Origin of the sequence: Pseudomonas sp. UBA3153 (genome assembly GCF_002364635.1) — a bacterium.
Lineage (GTDB): Bacteria > Pseudomonadota > Gammaproteobacteria > Pseudomonadales > Pseudomonadaceae > Pseudomonas_O > Pseudomonas_O kuykendallii.
On sequence record NZ_DEYR01000023.1, the window covers coordinates 25877 to 41810 of the forward strand.

Below are 15934 nucleotides of genomic sequence, written 5' to 3' on the forward strand. Positions count from 1 at the left end.
GCGCTCCCCTCTGAAGATCAGCGACGATCTTAACAGGCGGCGAGCGGAAGCGGTTTCGACACTGACTGAGGGCGGCCGGGACGATTGGCGACAGCTCATCGTTCCCGGCGGATTTCCTCGGGCGATGGCAGCCGTTCCAGTTCCGCTCGCCGGGCGGGAGACTGGGTATCGCGCCACAGGCGGAACGCGTCGAGCTCCTTGCTCCAGGTGCGGGTGACCCAGGCGAGCACGGCGAAGTCGTCCAGCAGGCCGACCCCGATGAGAAAATCCGGAATCAGATCCAGCGGCGACAGAAAGTAAGCCAGCGCCGCCACCGAGGCGAGCAGCGCCTGCCGACTGACCGCGCGGTACTCGCCACGCCAGTAGGCCAGCGCAAGCGACTGAAGCACGCGCAGGTCGTCCGTTAAGCCACCCTTTCGCCTGTCCTTCCGCGCGCCTTTGCGAGCCACCGCCAGCAGCAACGCAGGTAGGCGGCCACGCACCAGAATGCGCTCGGCGATGGGCAGGTAGCGTGCAAGATTCAACGGCATTTTCATCCTGACTCCTCGGCAGACCGCGTGCCCGCTGGGCTGGCTGCGGTTACCCACAAAAGCTGTGGATAACTATGTGAACAGATTATGGATGGCTGGGCCAAAAGCCCGCCTCATGCGGCTTCCGCTCAGATCGAGCAATTTTTAAACAGCAATAAAATATCAATAAAATCAGTAAGTTGTGATCGCACTGGAAAAGTGCGAAGGCGTTCTCGACGCTCCGCTTGTAATCCTTAAGGCAGTGTGCATAACCGTAACAGCGACCTCGTTCCGTACCTGTTCAGACTGCCCGGTCGAGTGACGGTTCGTTACCCCGGAAACGACAACGCCCCGCAGAACGGGGCGTTGGTCGGTAACGCGGGGGTTACTTGGATTCGGCGGGCTGCTCGGCGTCGCTCGGAGCCTGGTTAGGGTCCTTGATCGCCAGCAGTTCCAGCTCGAACACCAGCACCGAGTTGGCCGGAATCATCGGGCTCGGGCTCTGTGCGCCGTAAGCGAGTTCGCTGGGGATGTAGAGCTTGAACTTCTCGCCAACGTGCATCAGTTGCAGACCTTCGACCCAACCCGGAATCACGCCGTTGACCGGCAGATCGATAGGGGTGCCGCGCTCGATGGAGCTGTCGAAGACCTTGCCGTCGATCAGCTTGCCTTCGTAATGAACGGTGACGACGTCGGTCGGCTTGGGCTGGGCGCCGTCCGCCTTCTTCAGCACTTCGTACTGCAGGCCCGACGCGGTGGTGGTCACACCTTCGCGCTTACCGTTGTCTTCGAGAAATTTCTTGCCGGCCTTGGCGTTTTCTTCGCCAACCGTCTTCATGCGCTCCTCGGCGCGTTTCTGCAGGGAAGCGAAGGCTTCGATCAGCTCTTCGTCCTTCAGGCGCGGCTCTTTCTTGCCGATGGCATCTTCGATGCCCTGGGCGACGGCTTTGGAGTCCAGATCGTCCATGCCTTCCTGAGCCAGGCTTTTGCCCATGTTCAGGCCGATGCCGTAGGAGGCCTTCTGAGCCGGCGTTTCCAGTTTCACGCTGGTCTGCGAGTCGCAGCCGGCCAGAACCAGACCTACCAGGGCCATCGCTGCCGCCAACCGATGTTGTCTCATGCTATTTCCTTAACCTGCGCCGTAGTGGGCAATCGAGTGAAGGCGCGAGCTTAGCAGGCCGTCGCGATCACTGGCTACCGCGATAGGAGGCCGAAAAAGGCGATAAGTTCGCGTGCGCAAAAAGGAATTTCCAGCGCCGCGAGCCCAGTAAAATCGCCACATGGCGGGTTGCCGCAGGGCGAACGGGGCGAGTGATCAGAGCTTGTCGGCGATCCAGATCGTATGGCGCGGGCCACGGTCGCCGTGGGCGAATACCTGCACCTCTTCGGCCTTGAATCCCGCCCTGGAGAGACGCTCGGAGAACTGCCGGTCGGCGCTGGCCGACCATACGGCGAGCACGCCGCCTTTGCGCAGCGCCTTCGCGCAGGTGCGCAGGCCCTCCATCGAGTACAGCCAACTGTTGGATTTCTGCGTGAGCCCCTCGGGACCGTTGTCTACGTCCAGCATGACGGCGTCGAAGGCGCCGGGCCCGGCCTTGAGGATCACCGCGACGTCGTCGTTGAGCACCCTGGCGCGCGGATCGCGCAGCGGATAGCCGGACTTTTCCCCGAGCGGACCGTGGTTCCATTCGATGACGCCCGGCACCAGCTCGGCCACCTGCACCTCCGCGTCCTTGCCCAGGTGCCGCAGCGCTGCGGCCAGGGTGAAGCCCATGCCCAGGCCACCGATCAGCACGCGCACCTGGGGCCGGCCGGCCACGCGTTTGCAGGGGATTTCCGCCAGCGCATCCTCCGAGCCGTGCATGCGCGTGTTCATCAACTGATTGCCGCGGCCACCCTCGAACTTGATCACGAAGTCTTCGCCGTACTCGAACAGGCAGAGGGCGCCGCCGTTGTCGGGGATCGGCGTGGTATCGAGGAGGACGAAGCGTTTCATGGCGGACTCGGGCGATGCGGGGCCGGCATGATCCGGCGCGCCGCGGGCAAAGTCGAGATCGATCAGGCGTTTTGCGGGTAGTCGAGCAGATCCAGCGGATTGCCGTCGAGCCGTGCCAGCAGGTCGCCGACCGTGGAAAGGATGTGCAGACGCATTTCCTCGGCGGCGCGACGGTCGTCGCCGGACTCGATGGCGGCCAGCAGGGGCTCGTGCTCGGCGGCGACACCCAGCAGGTCCTGCTGCGAGGTGTTGTCCAGGGCGACGGCCATCAGCAGGCGACCGCCGAGGCTGCGGAACAGTTCGATGGCCAGCTGATTGCCGCTGTGCTGGCAAATCTCCGCATGGAAATCCAGCTCGTGCCGCGCCACCAGCATGGTGTCGCCCTTCCGCGCCGCCTCGTCCATCAGCGCGACCAGTTCACGCAGGCGGTCGGTGGACATGCCGCGCAGCGTCGCCAGGCGAATGGTCATGGTCTCCAGGGCGAGGCGCACGTTATAGAGGTCGATGATCGCCGCGGCGTCGAGCACCTTGACGGTGGCGCCGTGTTGCGGCCGCTCCTCGATCAGGCCGTCTTCCACCAGGCGGCGGATGGCCTCGCGAACCGGCGCCCGGCTGGTGCCGAACTCCTGCGCCAGCTGGGTCTCGATCAAGCGCGAGCCGATGGGCAGGTCCCCGACGATTATCAGCTCCCGGATACGCTCGTAGGCCAGGTCGGCCATGCGCGTTCGATGCAGCGGCATGGCGCTGTCGGATCTTTCGGGTGATTCAAAGGAAGCCATCGGATTCTCCGGCCGGCGAGGTAACGATTAAAAAGACCCTAACACAAGGGAGGAGATAGCTCACTCCGACCTCCGTCGGAAACGCCCGAACGCCGCCGTGAAGGCTCTAGGATGCGGCTTTACGAAAAGCCAGGGCGGGCTTGGTGGAGGGCAATGATAGAAGGATATAAAAAGATTGTCGACAATATACAGTCGACATGAAATGCTATGTCCATATACCGATCCCGAGGAAGGCACGGGCATGGGCAGGTTGATCCAGACAGGGCTGAACGCCGGCGAAGAGCCGAGCTTCCGCATCGTTGGCGGCGAAGGGGTGTACTTCTTCCTCGCGGACGGCCGTCGGGTCATCGATGGCAGCAGCACCGGCGGCCCGCTCGGCCATGCCTATCCGGACATGCAGGACGCCCTGCGCAGGGCCGCCAGTGCCCCGGTGGTCAGCGAAGGCTGGGCCTGGGGCGAGCGTGAAGCCGCGGCGGATGAGCTGGTCGATATCGCCTTCGCCGGCGAACACGACTGGGTCGGCGGCGTGCGCTTCTTCCTCAGCGGCAGCGAGGCCAACGATCAGGCGCTGTCGCTTGCCCAGGTGCTCAGCGGGAGGGCGCCGTTCGCCACCCGTGAGCGCGCCTATCACGGCCTCACCGGTCTGTCCCGCGACGCCACTCTGCAGCCGCACTGGCATGGCGGCCTCGCCTCGCATCATGGCGGCACCCGGGCGACGCCCTGGCGCGTAGCGGTTCACCAGTTGCCCGCGCCGGTCGGCGCCAGCTACGGCGGCGATGTCTGCGTGCCGCCGCTGGAGACGCGCCTCGCCGGCGTTCCGGAGCAGCTGGCCGACAGCGCGGCGATGATCATCGACTACACCCAGGGCGGCATCTATCACGACGCAGACTATCAGGACCGCATGGCGGCGATGGCCCGCGCGGCTGGCTGCCTGTGGATCGCCGACGAAGTGGTGACCGGCCTGGGCCGCAGCGGGCGCTGGTTCGCCTTCCAGGGCGGCGACAGCCGTCCGGACATCGTCACCCTAGGCAAGCCATTGGCCGGTGGCGCGGCGCCGGCCGGCGCGGTGGTGCTCTCGAAGGACGTGATGGAGCGGCTGAAAGACAAGTCCTGGCAGAGCTACAGCACCTTCCGCGCCCATCCGAGCATGGTCGCCGCGGTACGCGCCTATTTGCGCGTGGTGGTGCGCGAAAAGCTGCTCGAGCGAACCGCGCATCTGGAACAGGTGATGAAGCGCCGCCTCGGCGAAATCGCCGCCCGCCATCCGATCGTCGCCCGTGTCGACGGCCGTGGTCTGCACTGGACCATCGAGCTGCACGGCCCGGATTGGCGCGACTGGCGGGCCGACACCCTGGAGCCCACCCTCGCCTCGCGCGTCGCCGAGCGCGCGCTGGAGGCCGGTGTCCTGATCGGCACCAGCGGGGAACAGACCTCCCTGTTCCTCGCGCCCGCGCTGATCATTTCCGACAGCGAACTGGAAACCCTGCTGGCCGCACTGGATTACGGCCTGGAACTGCCGCATGAAGCGGCCGTCGAGCAATGCATCAATGGAGCGATCGCATGAGCACCCCCAAGAGCGAACTGCTAAAGGTCATCCAGCGCTATTTCGACGCGCTGTATTTCGGCCGTTCGGACTGGTTCAACGAGATCTTCCACGCCGAGGCGCGGCTGTTCTCGTCCACGGACGATGAATTCATCATGCTCGACCTGCCGCTGTACCTCGAGCGGATCACCCGCCGGGAAGCGCCCGCGCAGCGCAACGACCCGCGCGTCGACGAGATCATCAGCCTGGAAATGCCGACGCCGACCACCGCCCACGTGCGCGTGCGCGACCTCTACCTGCCGCAGAGCTTCGTCGACGACATGACCCTGATCTTCCTCGGTGACACCTGGAAGATCGTCTCCAAGGTCTGGCACTACGAAGCGGCCTGACCGCTCCCCTGCTCATCCCTCCCCGCCGGAAACGGCGATACCGTTCAGCGCCTGCTTCACCCTGGCGCGGAGACGGCCCTGTTTTGCGCGATACTGCATTCCTCGTCGTGGCCGCGACTAATGAGAGGGATCATCAGCATGTACAGGATTTCCGTGGATACCGGCGGCACCTTCACCGATGTGGTGGTGACCGACAGCAGCGGTGGCTACACCATCGGCAAGGCCCTCACCACCCATGCGCGCATCTTCGACGGCATGCGCGAGGCCCTCGGCGTCGCCGCCGAACAGCTGGGGATGGGCGTCGAGGCGCTGCTCGGTGCGACCGATCTGTTCATCTACGGGACCACGCGGGCGACCAACGCCATCGTCACCCAGCGCGTGGCGAAGACCGCGTTGCTGGTCACCGAAGGTTTCCCCGACATCCTCGTGCTGCGCGAGGGCGGCAAGCTCAATCCCCACGACTTCAGCCGCGACTACCCCGAGCCCTACGTCCCGCGCCGCTACACCTTCGAGGTGCGCGAGCGCATCCGCGCCGATGGCAGCGTGTCGCGCGAATTCGACGAGGCGCAGGCGCGCGAGGTGATCGGCCAATTGGCGCGGCACGATTTCGAGGCGATCGCCGTGTGCCTGCTCTGGTCGATCGCCAATCCGGCGCATGAACAGCGCCTCGCCGCGCTCCTCGACGAACTGCTGCCCGGCGTGCCCTACACCCTTTCGCACCGCATCCTGCCGGTGATCCGCGAGTACCGTCGGGCCTCGGCCACCAGCATCGACGCCTCGCTCAAGCCGCTGATGCAGCAGCACCTGAGCGGGCTGGAGCGCGACCTGCGCGCGGCCGGTTACGCCAACGACATCCTCGTCTCGACCACGCTGGGCGGCTGCATGAACGTCGCCGAGCTGATCGAGGCGCCGATCCACACGGTGAAATCCGGCCCGGCCATGGCGCCGGTCGCCGCGGCCGCCTACACGCGCCTGGAAGACCTCGGCAGCAACGCCATCGTCTGCGACACCGGCGGCACCACCTTCGACGTCGGCCTGGTCCGCGACGGCAACCTCACCTACAGCCGCGACACCTGGCTCGGCGGCCTGTGGAGCGGTCACCTGCTGGGCATTTCCTCGGTGGACATCCGCTCGGTCGGCGCCGGCGGCGGCTCCATCGCCTGGTGCGACGAGGGCGGCCTGATGCGCGTCGGCCCGCAGAGCGCCGGCTCCGATCCCGGCCCGGCCTGCTACGGCCGCGGCGGCGAGTTGCCGACGGTGTCGGACGCCGCCTGCGTGCTCGGCTACTTCAATGCCGAGGCCTTCCTCGGCGGGCGCATGCGCCTCGACGTGGCGGCCGCGCGCCGTGCCCTCGCGCCGCTGGCCGAGCGTTTCGGCGCCAGCATCGAGCAGACCGCCTACGACATCATCAGCCTGGCCAGCGAGCTGATGATCAAGGCGATCCGCGAAATCACCATCGCCGAGGGTGTCAATCCGAACGAAAGCACCCTGGTCGCCGGCGGTGGCGCGGCTGGCATCAACATCCTGCCGATCGCCCGCGAGCTGGAATGCGAACGCGTGGTGCTGCCCAAGGCGGCTTCGGCGCTGTCCGCCGCCGGCATGCAGTTCGCCGACATCCTCAAGGAGGAAACCGCGAGCCTGGTGACCACCTCGAACCGCTTCGACCACGCCGCGGTGAACCGCACCCTGGGTGAACTCGAACGGCGCCTGCTGGGCTTTCTCGAAGGCCTCGGCGCACAGGCACGCGACAAGGCGCGCCTCGAGTTCTTCGTCGAGGCGCGTTACTTCGGGCAGATCTGGGAGCTGGATACGCCGCTGCCGTTCAGCCGTATCGAGGATGCGGCGGACGTCGAACGGCTGGTCGAAGCCTTCCACCAGGTCCACCAGCGGGTATTCGCCATCGACGACCGCGCCAGCGCCGTGGAATGCATCAACTGGAAGGCGCGCCTGACCGTCGCCCTCTCCTCGCCGCTGGTGCAGAGCCTCGCCCGCGCGGCGCAAGGCGAGGATGCGCCGGTGGCTACCTACCGGACCTGCCACTTCGACGCCGGGGTAAGCATCGAAACGCCGATCCATGCCGGTGCCGACCTGCTTCCCGGCCACCGCGTGCAGGGCCCGGCGATCATCGAGGAGCCGACCACCACGCTGGTGGTCTATCCGGGCATGTCGGCGCGCGTCAGCGACGCCGGCAACTACATCCTGAGCTACCAGTGAGGACGCCCGGAATGGACCAGAAGCAAGCCATCAACCCGGTACTCACCGCGGTGATCGCCAATCGCATCGACGGCATCGTCCGCGAGATGACCAACACCCTGCTGCGCGCCGCGCGCTCGGCGGTGATCAACAGCGCGCGCGACTTCAGCTGCGGCCTGTGCACCGCCGACAACCAGCTGCTGGCCTGCGCCGACGGGCTGCCGATCCACAGCTTCGGCGCGCACCTGCAGACGCGCACCATGTGCGAGTTCCACCCGGACGTCGCAGAGGGCGACGCCTTCCTGCACAACGACCCGTACACCGGCAACACCCACCCGGCCGACCACACCATCCTGGTGCCGGTGTTCGTCGAGGGCGAACACCTCTTCACCGTGGTCGCCAAGGCGCACCAGGCGGACATCGGCAACTCGCAACCGACCACCTACCACGCCTCGGCGAAGGACGTGTACGAGGAAGGCGCGCTGATCTTCCCGGCGGTGCGCGTGCAACGCGACTACCAGATGAACCAGGACATCGTGCGCATGTGCCAGAGCCGAATCCGCGTGCCCGGCCAGTGGTACGGCGACTTCCTCGCCAGCCTCGGCGCCGCGCGGATCGGCGAGCGGCGGCTCAAGGAGCTGTGCGAGAAGTACGGCAAGGAGCGCATCAAGACCTTCATCCGCGACTGGCTGGACTACTCAGAGCAGCGCATGGCCCAGGCCATCCGCCGGTTGCCCAGGGCGCGGCTGGTGAACACCGGCGGCCACGACCCGGTGGAGGGCATCGTCCCCGAGGGGATTCCGATCAAGCTGGAAATCGAGGTCGACCCCGAAGCGGCGATGGTCACCCTGGACATGCGCGACAACATCGACAACCTGCCCTGCGGCTTCAACGTCAGCGAGGCCTGCACCATTTCCGCCTCGCTCACCGGCCTGTTCAACTCGCTGCCGGCGGACATCCCGAAGAACTCCGGGGCCTTTCGCCGCGTGCGCATGCTGCTCGGCGAAGGCAAGGTGATCGGCCGCCCGGCGTTCCCGCACAGTTGTTCGGTGGCCACCACCAACGTCGCGGACCGCCTGGTGAACTGCGCCGGCGCGGCCTTCGCCCAGCTCGGCGACGGCTACGGCGTCGCCGAGGGAGGCCTGGGCATGGGCGTGGGCCTGGCGGTGGTCTCCGGCGACGATCCGCGCCAGGGCAACGAGGCCTACGTCAACCAGTTGATCATCGCCATCAACGGCGGCCCCGCCAGCGCCCACGCCGACGGCTGGCTGACCTGGGGCCTGCCGGTGGACTGCGGGCTGATGTACCGCGACTCGGTGGAGATCGACGAGCTCAAGCACCCCATCGAGTTCAGCCACATCCGCCTGATCCCCGGCTCCGGCGGCGCCGGCAAGTTCCGCGGCGCGCCGGGCGGCGACATGGCCTATGGCCCCACCGAGGCGCCGCTGACGGTGATGTTCCCCTGCGACGGCCAGCTCAGCCCGCCGCGGGGCGTGCGCGGTGGCGGCGATGCCATCGCCGCCGCGGCCTGGCACATCCGCGCCGACGGCAGCCAGAGCAAGCTGCCCAACGTGGTCGCGCTGACGCTGCACAAGGGCGAGCTGATCCGCGGCATCGACTGCTCCGGCGGCGGCTATGGCGACCCGCTGGAGCGCGAACCGCGCCGCGTGCTGCACGACGTGCTGGAACGCTGGGAAACCCCGTCGCGCGCCTTCGAGCTCTACGGCGTGGTGTTCAGCGGCTCGCTGGACGGCCTCGACCTCGCCGTCGACGCGGCGGCCACTGCCGTCCGGCGGCAAGCCCTGCGCGCGCAACGCGGCAACGGTTGAGCGCGAGGCCGTGTCCGTGGTGTCATCAGCAGGCATCCCGCGCGGACAGGCGGGTAAATCGAGCAACGCAGAGGAAAGAAGATGACGGATACATCAGATCGCTTGACCCACGACCTCTTCAACGGCGCCCGTTCGCGGCGCGACATGCTCAAACTGCTGGGCATCGCCGGCGCCGCCGGTCTGCTCGGAGGTCCGTTGCTCTCCGGCCGCACACAGGCGGCGGCGAAACGCTTCACCTGGGGCACCAACGCCGACTACGCGCGGCCCGAGTTCCTCGCGCCCTTCCTCAAGGCCAGCGGCATCGAGGTGCAGACCAGCCTGTTCGCCGACCCATCGGAAATCATCACCAAGCTGCAATCCGGCGGCGCCGGCGTCGAACTGCTCACCGACGGCTCCTACCACGCGCAGATCACCTATGACGCCGGCGTGCTCAAGCCCATCGACACCAGCAAACTGAAGAACTGGTCGAAGCTGATCCCCGGCTTCGACAAGGCCGCCGGGATGATCTACGACGGCAAGACCTACGGCGTGCCCTACGCCTGGGGCACCGACTCGATGGTCTACAACCACGGCATCGTCGGCCAGGACGTCGACGACCTGGCGATCCTCTTCGACAAGGAATTCGCCGGACGCATCGCCATGCCCAACGGCCTGTTCGAGAGCGTGGTGGTGGCCGCCCTCTACCTCGGCATCAAGACCCCGTTCGCCATGGACAAGGACCAGCTCGACGCCGTCGCCGAGGTGCTGATCAAGCAGAAACCGCTGGTGCGCTCGTACTGGAACGACATCGGCGACCTGAAGAACCTCATGGCCACCGGCGAAGTCGCGGTGTGCTGGGGCTGGCAGCCGCTGCTGGAAATCCGCAAGTACGACGTCGACGTGCGCTGGACGCACCCGAAACAGGGCGAGCTGGCCTGGTACGACGCGGCCTTCCTGACCAAGGACGCCAACGCCGAGAGCGAGGCCGCCTGCCTGGCCTTCATCGACTACCTGCTCGGCGAGCAGTACGGCGCGATGATCGGCAAGGACATCGGCTACCGCACCACCTCCACCGCGGCGATCGCCACGATGGATGGCAAACTGGTCGATTCCCTCGACCTGGCCAAGCCGGACGCCTTCCTGAAGAACGCCGTCTGGTGGACCTCACCGACCAATCCCGCCGGCTATCAGGCGGTGTGGGACAAGGTACTCAACGCCTGATACCGATACGCCCCGCCGTTCTCCCGGACGGCGGGCGTGGGTGGACGTACCTTCGGAGGCCGCGTGCGCTTTTCCCGTTACCCGCTGATCACCGGCGGCCCCTGGCTGCTCCTGCTGCTGACATTCTTCGTGCTGCCCATCGCCGGCCTGCTGCTGCTTTCGCTGTCGCCGGGCAACGGTTCGACGGCGGCGTTCCCGACCCTGGACAACTACCGCGGGATTCTCGATCTGGCGTCCGGCCGCCCGCAGGTGCTGGCGCGCACCCTCGGCGTGGCACTCGGCGTCGTGCTGCTGGCCACGCTGATCGCGCTGCCAGTGGCCTACTACCTCGCCAAGGGCGTGCGTTCGACGCGGTTGCAGGCGCTGGTGCTGATGCTGGTGACCGTAACCTTCCTGGTCGGGCCGCTGATCCGCACCGTGTCCTGGCGCGGCATCCTCGGCGTGAAGGGCCTGATCAACACGGCGCTGACCAGCAGCGGCCTGCTCGACGCTCCGATCATGGCGCTGCTCTACGGGAGGCCGGCGGTGATCGCGGCGATGACCTACAACAGCTTCCCGTTCATGCTGTTCACCCTGTTCCTGGCGATGAGGAGCATCGACGACCGCTACCTGGTGGCGGCGCGCGACCTCGGCGCCTCGGCCAGCGCCACCTTCTGGCGCATCGTCATGCCGCTGGCGGCGCCTGGCCTGTGCGTCGGCGCGGTGCTGATGTTCGTACCGACCCTGAGCACCGTGCTGGAACCGGAAATGCTCGGCGGCACCTCCGGCCGGCTGACCACCACGGAAATCCGCGACCAGTTCTTCCACGCGCTGAACTGGCCGCTGGGCAGCGCGCTGACGGTGCTGCTGATCGTCGCCGGCGGGCTTGCCGTCGGCCTGCTGGCGGCGCTGCTGGCACTCTTCGCCCGCGCCTGCGGACGCGTCGGCCTGAGCCTCGGCACGGGCGGCGGACGATGAAGCGCCCGCGCCACCCGTTCCTGCTGCTGTGCACCCTGGCGATGCTGATCTACGCGCTGGTGCCGATCGTCACGGTGATCGCCTTCAGCTTCAATCCGCTGCCGTTCTACGCCTTCCCGATCACCGGCTTCACCGGCAAGTGGTACACCGCGCTGGTCGCCGACCCGCGCATCGGCGCCTCGCTGCTCGCCTCGCTGGGGATCGCCACGCTGGTGGCGCTGCTGGCGACGCTGCTCGGCACGCTGTTCGCCTTCTTCGTGGTGCGCGCTCAGGCGCGCTTCAAGCGCCTCTGGGTGGCGTTCGGTTTCCTCCCGCTGGTGGTGCCGGTGCTGGTGCTCGCAGCCGGCCTGCAGGTGGCCTTCGTCGAACTCGGCCTGCCGCTCGGCTACCCCACGGTGATCATCGGCCACACGCTCTACACCTCGCCCTTCGTCGCGCTGATGGTGATGGCGCAGTTGCTGCGCTACGACGAGCGTCTCGACGAAGCCGCCCGCGACCTCGGCGCCAGCCAGCGGCAGATGTTGCGCCACGTGACCCTGCCGATCCTCTGGCCGAGCATCCGCTCCGGGCTGCTGCTGGCCTTCCTGCTGTCGTTCAACGAATGGGCGATCGCCTTCTTCACCGGGCGCGGCTTCAACACCCTGCCGATGCTGATCTACTCGATGGCGCGCAACGGCCTGCCGCCCAGCGTGCTGGCCTACTCCGCGCTGGCCGTCGGCTGCGTGCTACTGGTCGCCGGGATGATCCTGCCCTTCGCTCTCAAACTCATCCGAGGACGCGCATGACCCCGCCCGACTCCCCCCGCGACCTGGTCATCGATGCAGTGAGCAAGACCTACGGCGCCACCCTGGCGGTGGACCGCGTCAGCCTGGACGTCGGCCACGGCGAGATCGTCGCCATTCTCGGCCCGTCCGGTTCCGGCAAAACCACCCTGCTGGGCATGGTCAGCGGCCGCCTCGGCCTCGACAGCGGCGACATCCGCATCGCCGGGCGCTCCATCGCCGGGCTGCCACCGGACCGCATCGACGCCGCCACGGTGTTCCAGGACTACGCGCTGTTCCCGCACCTGAACGTGCTGGAAAACATCGGCTTCGGCCTGCGCATGAAGGGCCTGGGCAAGGCCGAGACCCGCGCCGCGGCGCTGCGGATGCTCGAACTGGTGGGCCTCGCCGAATTCGCCGAACGCGCGGTGACGCAGCTCTCCGGCGGGCAGAAGCAGCGCGTCGCCACCGCCCGCGCGCTGGCCGTGCAACCCGCCGTGCTGCTGCTCGACGAACCCCTCGGCGCGCTCGACCGGCAGATCCGCCAACGCCTGCAGCGCGAACTCGCCGGCCTGCTGCGCGAGCTGAAGATGACCGCGCTGCTGGTCACCCACGATCAGGAAGAAGCCTTCGCCATGGCCGACCGGGTGGCCATCATGCAGGCCGGACGGCTGGAGCAGATCGATGCGCCGGGCGAGCTGTACCGCTGGCCGCGCACCGAATTCGTTGCCACCTTCCTCGGCGCCGGCAGCCTGCTCGACGCCCGCTGCCTGGCCAGCGATGCCGCCGGGCTGGAGTGCGAAGCCCTCGGCGGGCAGTTCCGCGCGCGCTGCCGCGTGCCCGCCGCGTCCAGCCAGGTACGCGTGCTGATCCGTCCGGAACAGCTGCGCATCGCCCGCCCCGGTGAGCTGACGGCGCCGGTATGGCGCGGCGCACGCATCGCCGAGGTCCTGAACAGCGGCGAGGTCACCCGTTACCGGCTGGACGTCGCCGGCACTCCGCTGGAATCCGTCGCCCTCGGCCTGCCGCGCTTCGTCCCCGGCGAGCAGGTGGACTGCACGCTGGAGCACGACGGGCCGGTGGTGATCGGCTGACGTGATCGGGGTTTGGTTGGTGGGCTGAAGCCCACCCTACCCGGATCGGAACCGTAGGGTGGATTAGCCGCGCCGCACGAGTCGCCCGTGCCTCCTCCAAGCCCGTCGCGGCGTAACCCGCCAAGCAGCGCTTCGCCAGACGCAAAGCCAGCCGCGCACCGGTGGGCTGAAGCCCACCCTATCCGGCCTGGAGCCGTAGTGTGGGTTTAGCCGCGCCGCACGGATCGCCCGTAGCTCCACGAAATCCCGTCGCGGCATAACCCACCGCCCGGAGCCTCGCCAGGCACAGCGCGATCAGTGCATGAAGGTGTCGAGGTAGGCGGCGACGCTTCTCGCCAGGCGCCGGCGCCAGGGCGGTGTCGTTGGGTTGGCGAGCACACGGTCTTCGTGGGCGAAGGAACGCATGATCAGCTGATAGCCGAGCCAGCGGCACGGCTCGGGTTCCCAGCGGCGCAGACTCTTGCCCAGCGGCTGGTCGCGGATCACCCAGGGCAGCCGGGTCAGCGCGCTGTCGTTGTGCAGGATCAGGTCGGCGACGGTGCGCCCGCCTAGGTTGGTCGCGCCGACGCCCTCGCCGCCGAAACCGCCGGCCAGCGCCAGTCCGTTCTTCTCGTCGCGCAGCATGTGCGGGCGGAAGCGCCGCGCCATACCCATGTTGCCGCCCCAGGCGTGAGACAGCTTCACTCCGCGCAGGCGGGGGAACAGCGATTCGAACAGGTAGCGGCGCAAGCCGATCTCCGCCTCGGTGAGCTGGAAGTCCTCGCGCACGCGCCCGCCGAAGCGGTAGCCACCGCGCGCGCCGAACACCAGGCGGTCGTCGCGGGTGCGGTGGCCGTAGGTGATCTGCCGGCTGTTCTCGGCGAACGCCTGGCCGTCGCGCAGGCCGATCTCGTCCCAGGTCGATGCGGGCAGCGGTTCGGTGGCGACAATCAGGCTCTGCACCGCGACCTGATAGGGCTGCAGCAGGCCGAAGCCGCCGGCGTAGCCTTCCACCGCCGGGACGATCCAGTCGGCGCGCACGCGAGCGCCCGCGGTGCGCAGTTCGCGCGGCTGCCAGTCGCTCACCGGGCTGCGCTCGTAGATCGTCACCCCGAGGCGCTCCACCGCCTGCGCCAGGCCGCGTACCAGGCGCGCCGGCTGGATGGTGGCGCAATGCGGCGAATAGATCGCGCCGTAGGCATCGGCGATGCGCAACTGGGCGTCGAGCGCAGGGCGGTCCAGCCAGACGTAGTCGCGCTCGTCGTGGCCTTCGCGGTACAGCGCGTCGAGTTCGTGGCGCAGGCGGCTGCGCTGCTCCGGATAGCGCGCCGCGCAGGTCAGGACGCCGCCCTTGAGATAACCACAGTCGATGCCTTCGGCCTGGATCACGCCGGCGACTTCATCGGGAATCGACTTGAGTACCGCGTATGCGCGCATCCGCTCCTCCTTCGGCAGCGGCGCCAGGTAGCGGTCCTCGCCGAGCATGCGCCCCATCAGCCAGCCGCCGTTGCGCCCGGAGGCCCCGTAGCCGGCGGTCTGCGCCTCGAGGATGACGATGCGCAGGTGCGGCGCCTGGCGCTTCAGGTAGTAGGCGGCCCACAGCCCGCTGTAGCCGGCGCCGACGATCGCGACGTCGACATCCAGGTCCTGCGCAAGGCTCGGTCGCGCGCGCAGCGGCGTGTCGAGCTGATCCATCCACAGGCTGATGTTTTCCCAGTTCTGCATCGCGAGGGCTCCAGGGCGACGTGTGGAGGCCAGTCTAGGGCGCGTCCGCGTCGCGGTCGTTCGCGCGGGTCCGTGCGGAATTCTTCTGCAACTGCCTGAGGTAGCCGCGCGGCGGCAGGCCGGTGCGTTCGCGGAAGCAGCGGTAGAACACCGACAGCGAGTTGAAGCCGACGGCGAAGGCCAGCTCGTCGATGCGACCGGCGTCCTCGTCGCCGAGGCGCTCCAGCAGATGGTCGACGCGGGCGCGGTTGACGTACTGGTAGAAGCTGACCCCGAGCACCTGGTTGAGCAGGTAGGACACCTGGTTGCGGCTGTAGCCGGTGTCGGTGGCGACCTTGCTCAGGTCGAGGTCGCTGGCCAGGTAGGGCTTTTCGCTGGCGAAGTACTGTTCCAGGTCGAGCAGCATCAGGCGCACCTGCACCGACGACAGGCCGAGCCGCCGGATCTTCGCCGTCGGCGCCTCGGCCCTGGCGCCGACGCTTTCCTCGCGCACCGCGGTGGCGTATTCGTGGACCCGCCAGATCAGCCCGTCGCGTACGGTGATCGCCTCGCTGGCGCGGAACGAGGCCAGCCGGCCGCTGCGCCGCAGGGTCAGCCGCGAGCAGTACTGGATGAATGCGGTGTCGCCGTCGACGCGGATGCGGTCGGTGTGTTCGATGTGTTGCTGCGGGCTGTGCGGCATGGCGGTGCGCACGTAGTCGCGCAGCGCGTCGAAGGGGATCCGCAGGTTGTTGAAGAAGTCGTAGTACTCGATAGCGGGGTGATAGAGCGCCATCACGCCTTCCACGTCGAGTGCCATCCAGCACTGGTGATAGCGCTCCACCACCTCGCGGGTTCGCCGGGTTTCCTCGTCCACGCTGCTTCTCCGAATCCTCTGCCAGCCGCAGGGTAAGGATTGCCCACGGCTTTGCAACGCCCCGCCGGCGAATTCCTCGCCTGTACGGAACAGCGACGGCCCTCGGCGGCGACCTTGATCCGAC

The 15934-nt window shown here is 67.7% G+C and carries 14 protein-coding genes; 8 read left to right on the forward strand and 6 right to left on the reverse strand.

Annotation, left to right across the window (positions count from 1 at the left end; genetic code table 11):
- Nucleotides 1-95: 95 nt before the first annotated feature.
- From B2X67_RS05100 to B2X67_RS05115, 4 genes are all read right to left on the reverse strand, one after another.
- Complete coding sequence (locus B2X67_RS05100; protein WP_286784809.1) at nt 96-536, reverse strand: YkvA family protein; 441 nt, start codon at nt 534-536, stop codon at nt 96-98.
- A 358-nt stretch (nt 537-894) separates the two neighbouring features.
- The gene (locus B2X67_RS05105) at nt 895-1629 is read right to left on the reverse strand and encodes an FKBP-type peptidyl-prolyl cis-trans isomerase (protein ID WP_273229706.1); all 735 of its coding nucleotides are present in this window, start codon (nt 1627-1629) and stop codon (nt 895-897) included.
- A gap of 195 nt (nt 1630-1824) precedes the next feature.
- A complete protein-coding gene (locus tag B2X67_RS05110) occupies nt 1825-2505 on the reverse strand; it encodes a spermidine synthase (protein ID WP_286784810.1) in 681 nt (226 codons plus the stop codon).
- Nucleotides 2506-2567: 62 nt separating this feature from the next.
- Complete coding sequence (locus B2X67_RS05115) at nt 2568-3245, reverse strand: GntR family transcriptional regulator (RefSeq protein ID WP_286784811.1); 678 nt, start codon at nt 3243-3245, stop codon at nt 2568-2570.
- A 280-nt stretch (nt 3246-3525) separates the two neighbouring features.
- Here B2X67_RS05115 and B2X67_RS05120 point away from each other — a divergent pair, with 280 nt between their 5' ends.
- The 8 genes from B2X67_RS05120 to B2X67_RS05155 all read left to right on the forward strand — a co-directional run bounded on the left by B2X67_RS05120 (nt 3526) and on the right by B2X67_RS05155 (nt 13250).
- Nucleotides 3526-4848, forward strand: coding sequence for an aminotransferase class III-fold pyridoxal phosphate-dependent enzyme (locus B2X67_RS05120; RefSeq protein ID WP_286784812.1), 1323 nt, complete (start codon nt 3526-3528; stop codon nt 4846-4848).
- Nucleotides 4845-5216: a nuclear transport factor 2 family protein gene (locus tag B2X67_RS05125; protein WP_175534407.1), complete on the forward strand. Its 372-nt coding sequence runs from the start codon at nt 4845-4847 to the stop codon at nt 5214-5216. The genes B2X67_RS05120 and B2X67_RS05125 overlap by 4 nt, the downstream gene beginning before the upstream one ends.
- 138 nt (nt 5217-5354) lie before the next feature.
- The gene (locus B2X67_RS05130; protein WP_286784813.1) at nt 5355-7430 is read left to right on the forward strand and encodes a hydantoinase/oxoprolinase family protein; all 2076 of its coding nucleotides are present in this window, start codon (nt 5355-5357) and stop codon (nt 7428-7430) included.
- Nucleotides 7431-7441: 11 nt separating this feature from the next.
- Nucleotides 7442-9238 (forward strand): hydantoinase B/oxoprolinase family protein, encoded by a 1797-nt coding sequence (locus B2X67_RS05135; RefSeq protein ID WP_286784814.1) that lies wholly within the window; start codon nt 7442-7444, stop codon nt 9236-9238.
- An 81-nt stretch (nt 9239-9319) separates the two neighbouring features.
- Nucleotides 9320-10438, forward strand: coding sequence for an ABC transporter substrate-binding protein (locus B2X67_RS05140; RefSeq protein ID WP_286784815.1), 1119 nt, complete (start codon nt 9320-9322; stop codon nt 10436-10438).
- Between the two features lie 63 nt (nt 10439-10501).
- Entirely contained in the window at nt 10502-11395 is an 894-nt protein-coding gene (locus B2X67_RS05145) for an ABC transporter permease (protein WP_286784816.1), read from the forward strand.
- Entirely contained in the window at nt 11392-12180 is a 789-nt protein-coding gene (locus tag B2X67_RS05150) for an ABC transporter permease (protein ID WP_282338844.1), read from the forward strand. Before B2X67_RS05145 ends, B2X67_RS05150 begins: the two co-directional genes overlap by 4 nt.
- On the forward strand, nt 12177-13250 hold the full coding sequence (locus B2X67_RS05155; protein ID WP_286784817.1) for an ABC transporter ATP-binding protein: 1074 nt from the start codon (nt 12177-12179) through the stop codon (nt 13248-13250). The genes B2X67_RS05150 and B2X67_RS05155 overlap by 4 nt, the downstream gene beginning before the upstream one ends.
- Nucleotides 13251-13544: 294 nt before the next feature.
- Here the strand turns inward: B2X67_RS05155 and B2X67_RS05160 are convergent, their stop codons facing one another.
- Both B2X67_RS05160 and B2X67_RS05165 read right to left on the reverse strand, forming a co-directional pair.
- Nucleotides 13545-14954, reverse strand: a complete 1410-nt coding sequence (locus B2X67_RS05160; protein ID WP_282338842.1) for an NAD(P)/FAD-dependent oxidoreductase — start codon at nt 14952-14954, stop codon at nt 13545-13547.
- A gap of 34 nt (nt 14955-14988) precedes the next feature.
- Nucleotides 14989-15810 carry a helix-turn-helix domain-containing protein gene (locus tag B2X67_RS05165; protein ID WP_376747755.1) on the reverse strand — a complete coding sequence of 274 codons (822 nt, stop codon included), beginning with the start codon at nt 15808-15810 and terminating at the stop codon, nt 14989-14991.
- Nucleotides 15811-15934 lie beyond the last annotated feature (124 nt).

Bases quoted from the DNA above. Each gene is read 5' to 3' on its own strand.
- B2X67_RS05120 (WP_286784812.1), top strand. From the start codon at position 3,526: ATGGGCAGGTTGATCCAGACAGGGCTGAACGCCGGCGAAGAGCCGAGC.
- B2X67_RS05140 (WP_286784815.1), top strand. From the start codon at position 9,320: ATGACGGATACATCAGATCGCTTGACCCACGACCTCTTCAACGGCGCC.
- B2X67_RS05110 (WP_286784810.1), bottom strand. From the start codon at position 2,505: ATGAAACGCTTCGTCCTCCTCGATACCACGCCGATCCCCGACAACGGC.
- B2X67_RS05160 (WP_282338842.1), bottom strand. From the start codon at position 14,954: ATGCAGAACTGGGAAAACATCAGCCTGTGGATGGATCAGCTCGACACG.
- B2X67_RS05125 (WP_175534407.1), top strand. From the start codon at position 4,845: ATGAGCACCCCCAAGAGCGAACTGCTAAAGGTCATCCAGCGCTATTTC.
- B2X67_RS05150 (WP_282338844.1), top strand. From the start codon at position 11,392: ATGAAGCGCCCGCGCCACCCGTTCCTGCTGCTGTGCACCCTGGCGATG.
- B2X67_RS05155 (WP_286784817.1), top strand. From the start codon at position 12,177: ATGACCCCGCCCGACTCCCCCCGCGACCTGGTCATCGATGCAGTGAGC.
- B2X67_RS05100 (WP_286784809.1), bottom strand. From the start codon at position 536: ATGAAAATGCCGTTGAATCTTGCACGCTACCTGCCCATCGCCGAGCGC.
- B2X67_RS05130 (WP_286784813.1), top strand. From the start codon at position 5,355: ATGTACAGGATTTCCGTGGATACCGGCGGCACCTTCACCGATGTGGTG.
- B2X67_RS05105 (WP_273229706.1), bottom strand. From the start codon at position 1,629: ATGAGACAACATCGGTTGGCGGCAGCGATGGCCCTGGTAGGTCTGGTT.
- B2X67_RS05135 (WP_286784814.1), top strand. From the start codon at position 7,442: ATGGACCAGAAGCAAGCCATCAACCCGGTACTCACCGCGGTGATCGCC.
- B2X67_RS05115 (WP_286784811.1), bottom strand. From the start codon at position 3,245: ATGCCGCTGCATCGAACGCGCATGGCCGACCTGGCCTACGAGCGTATC.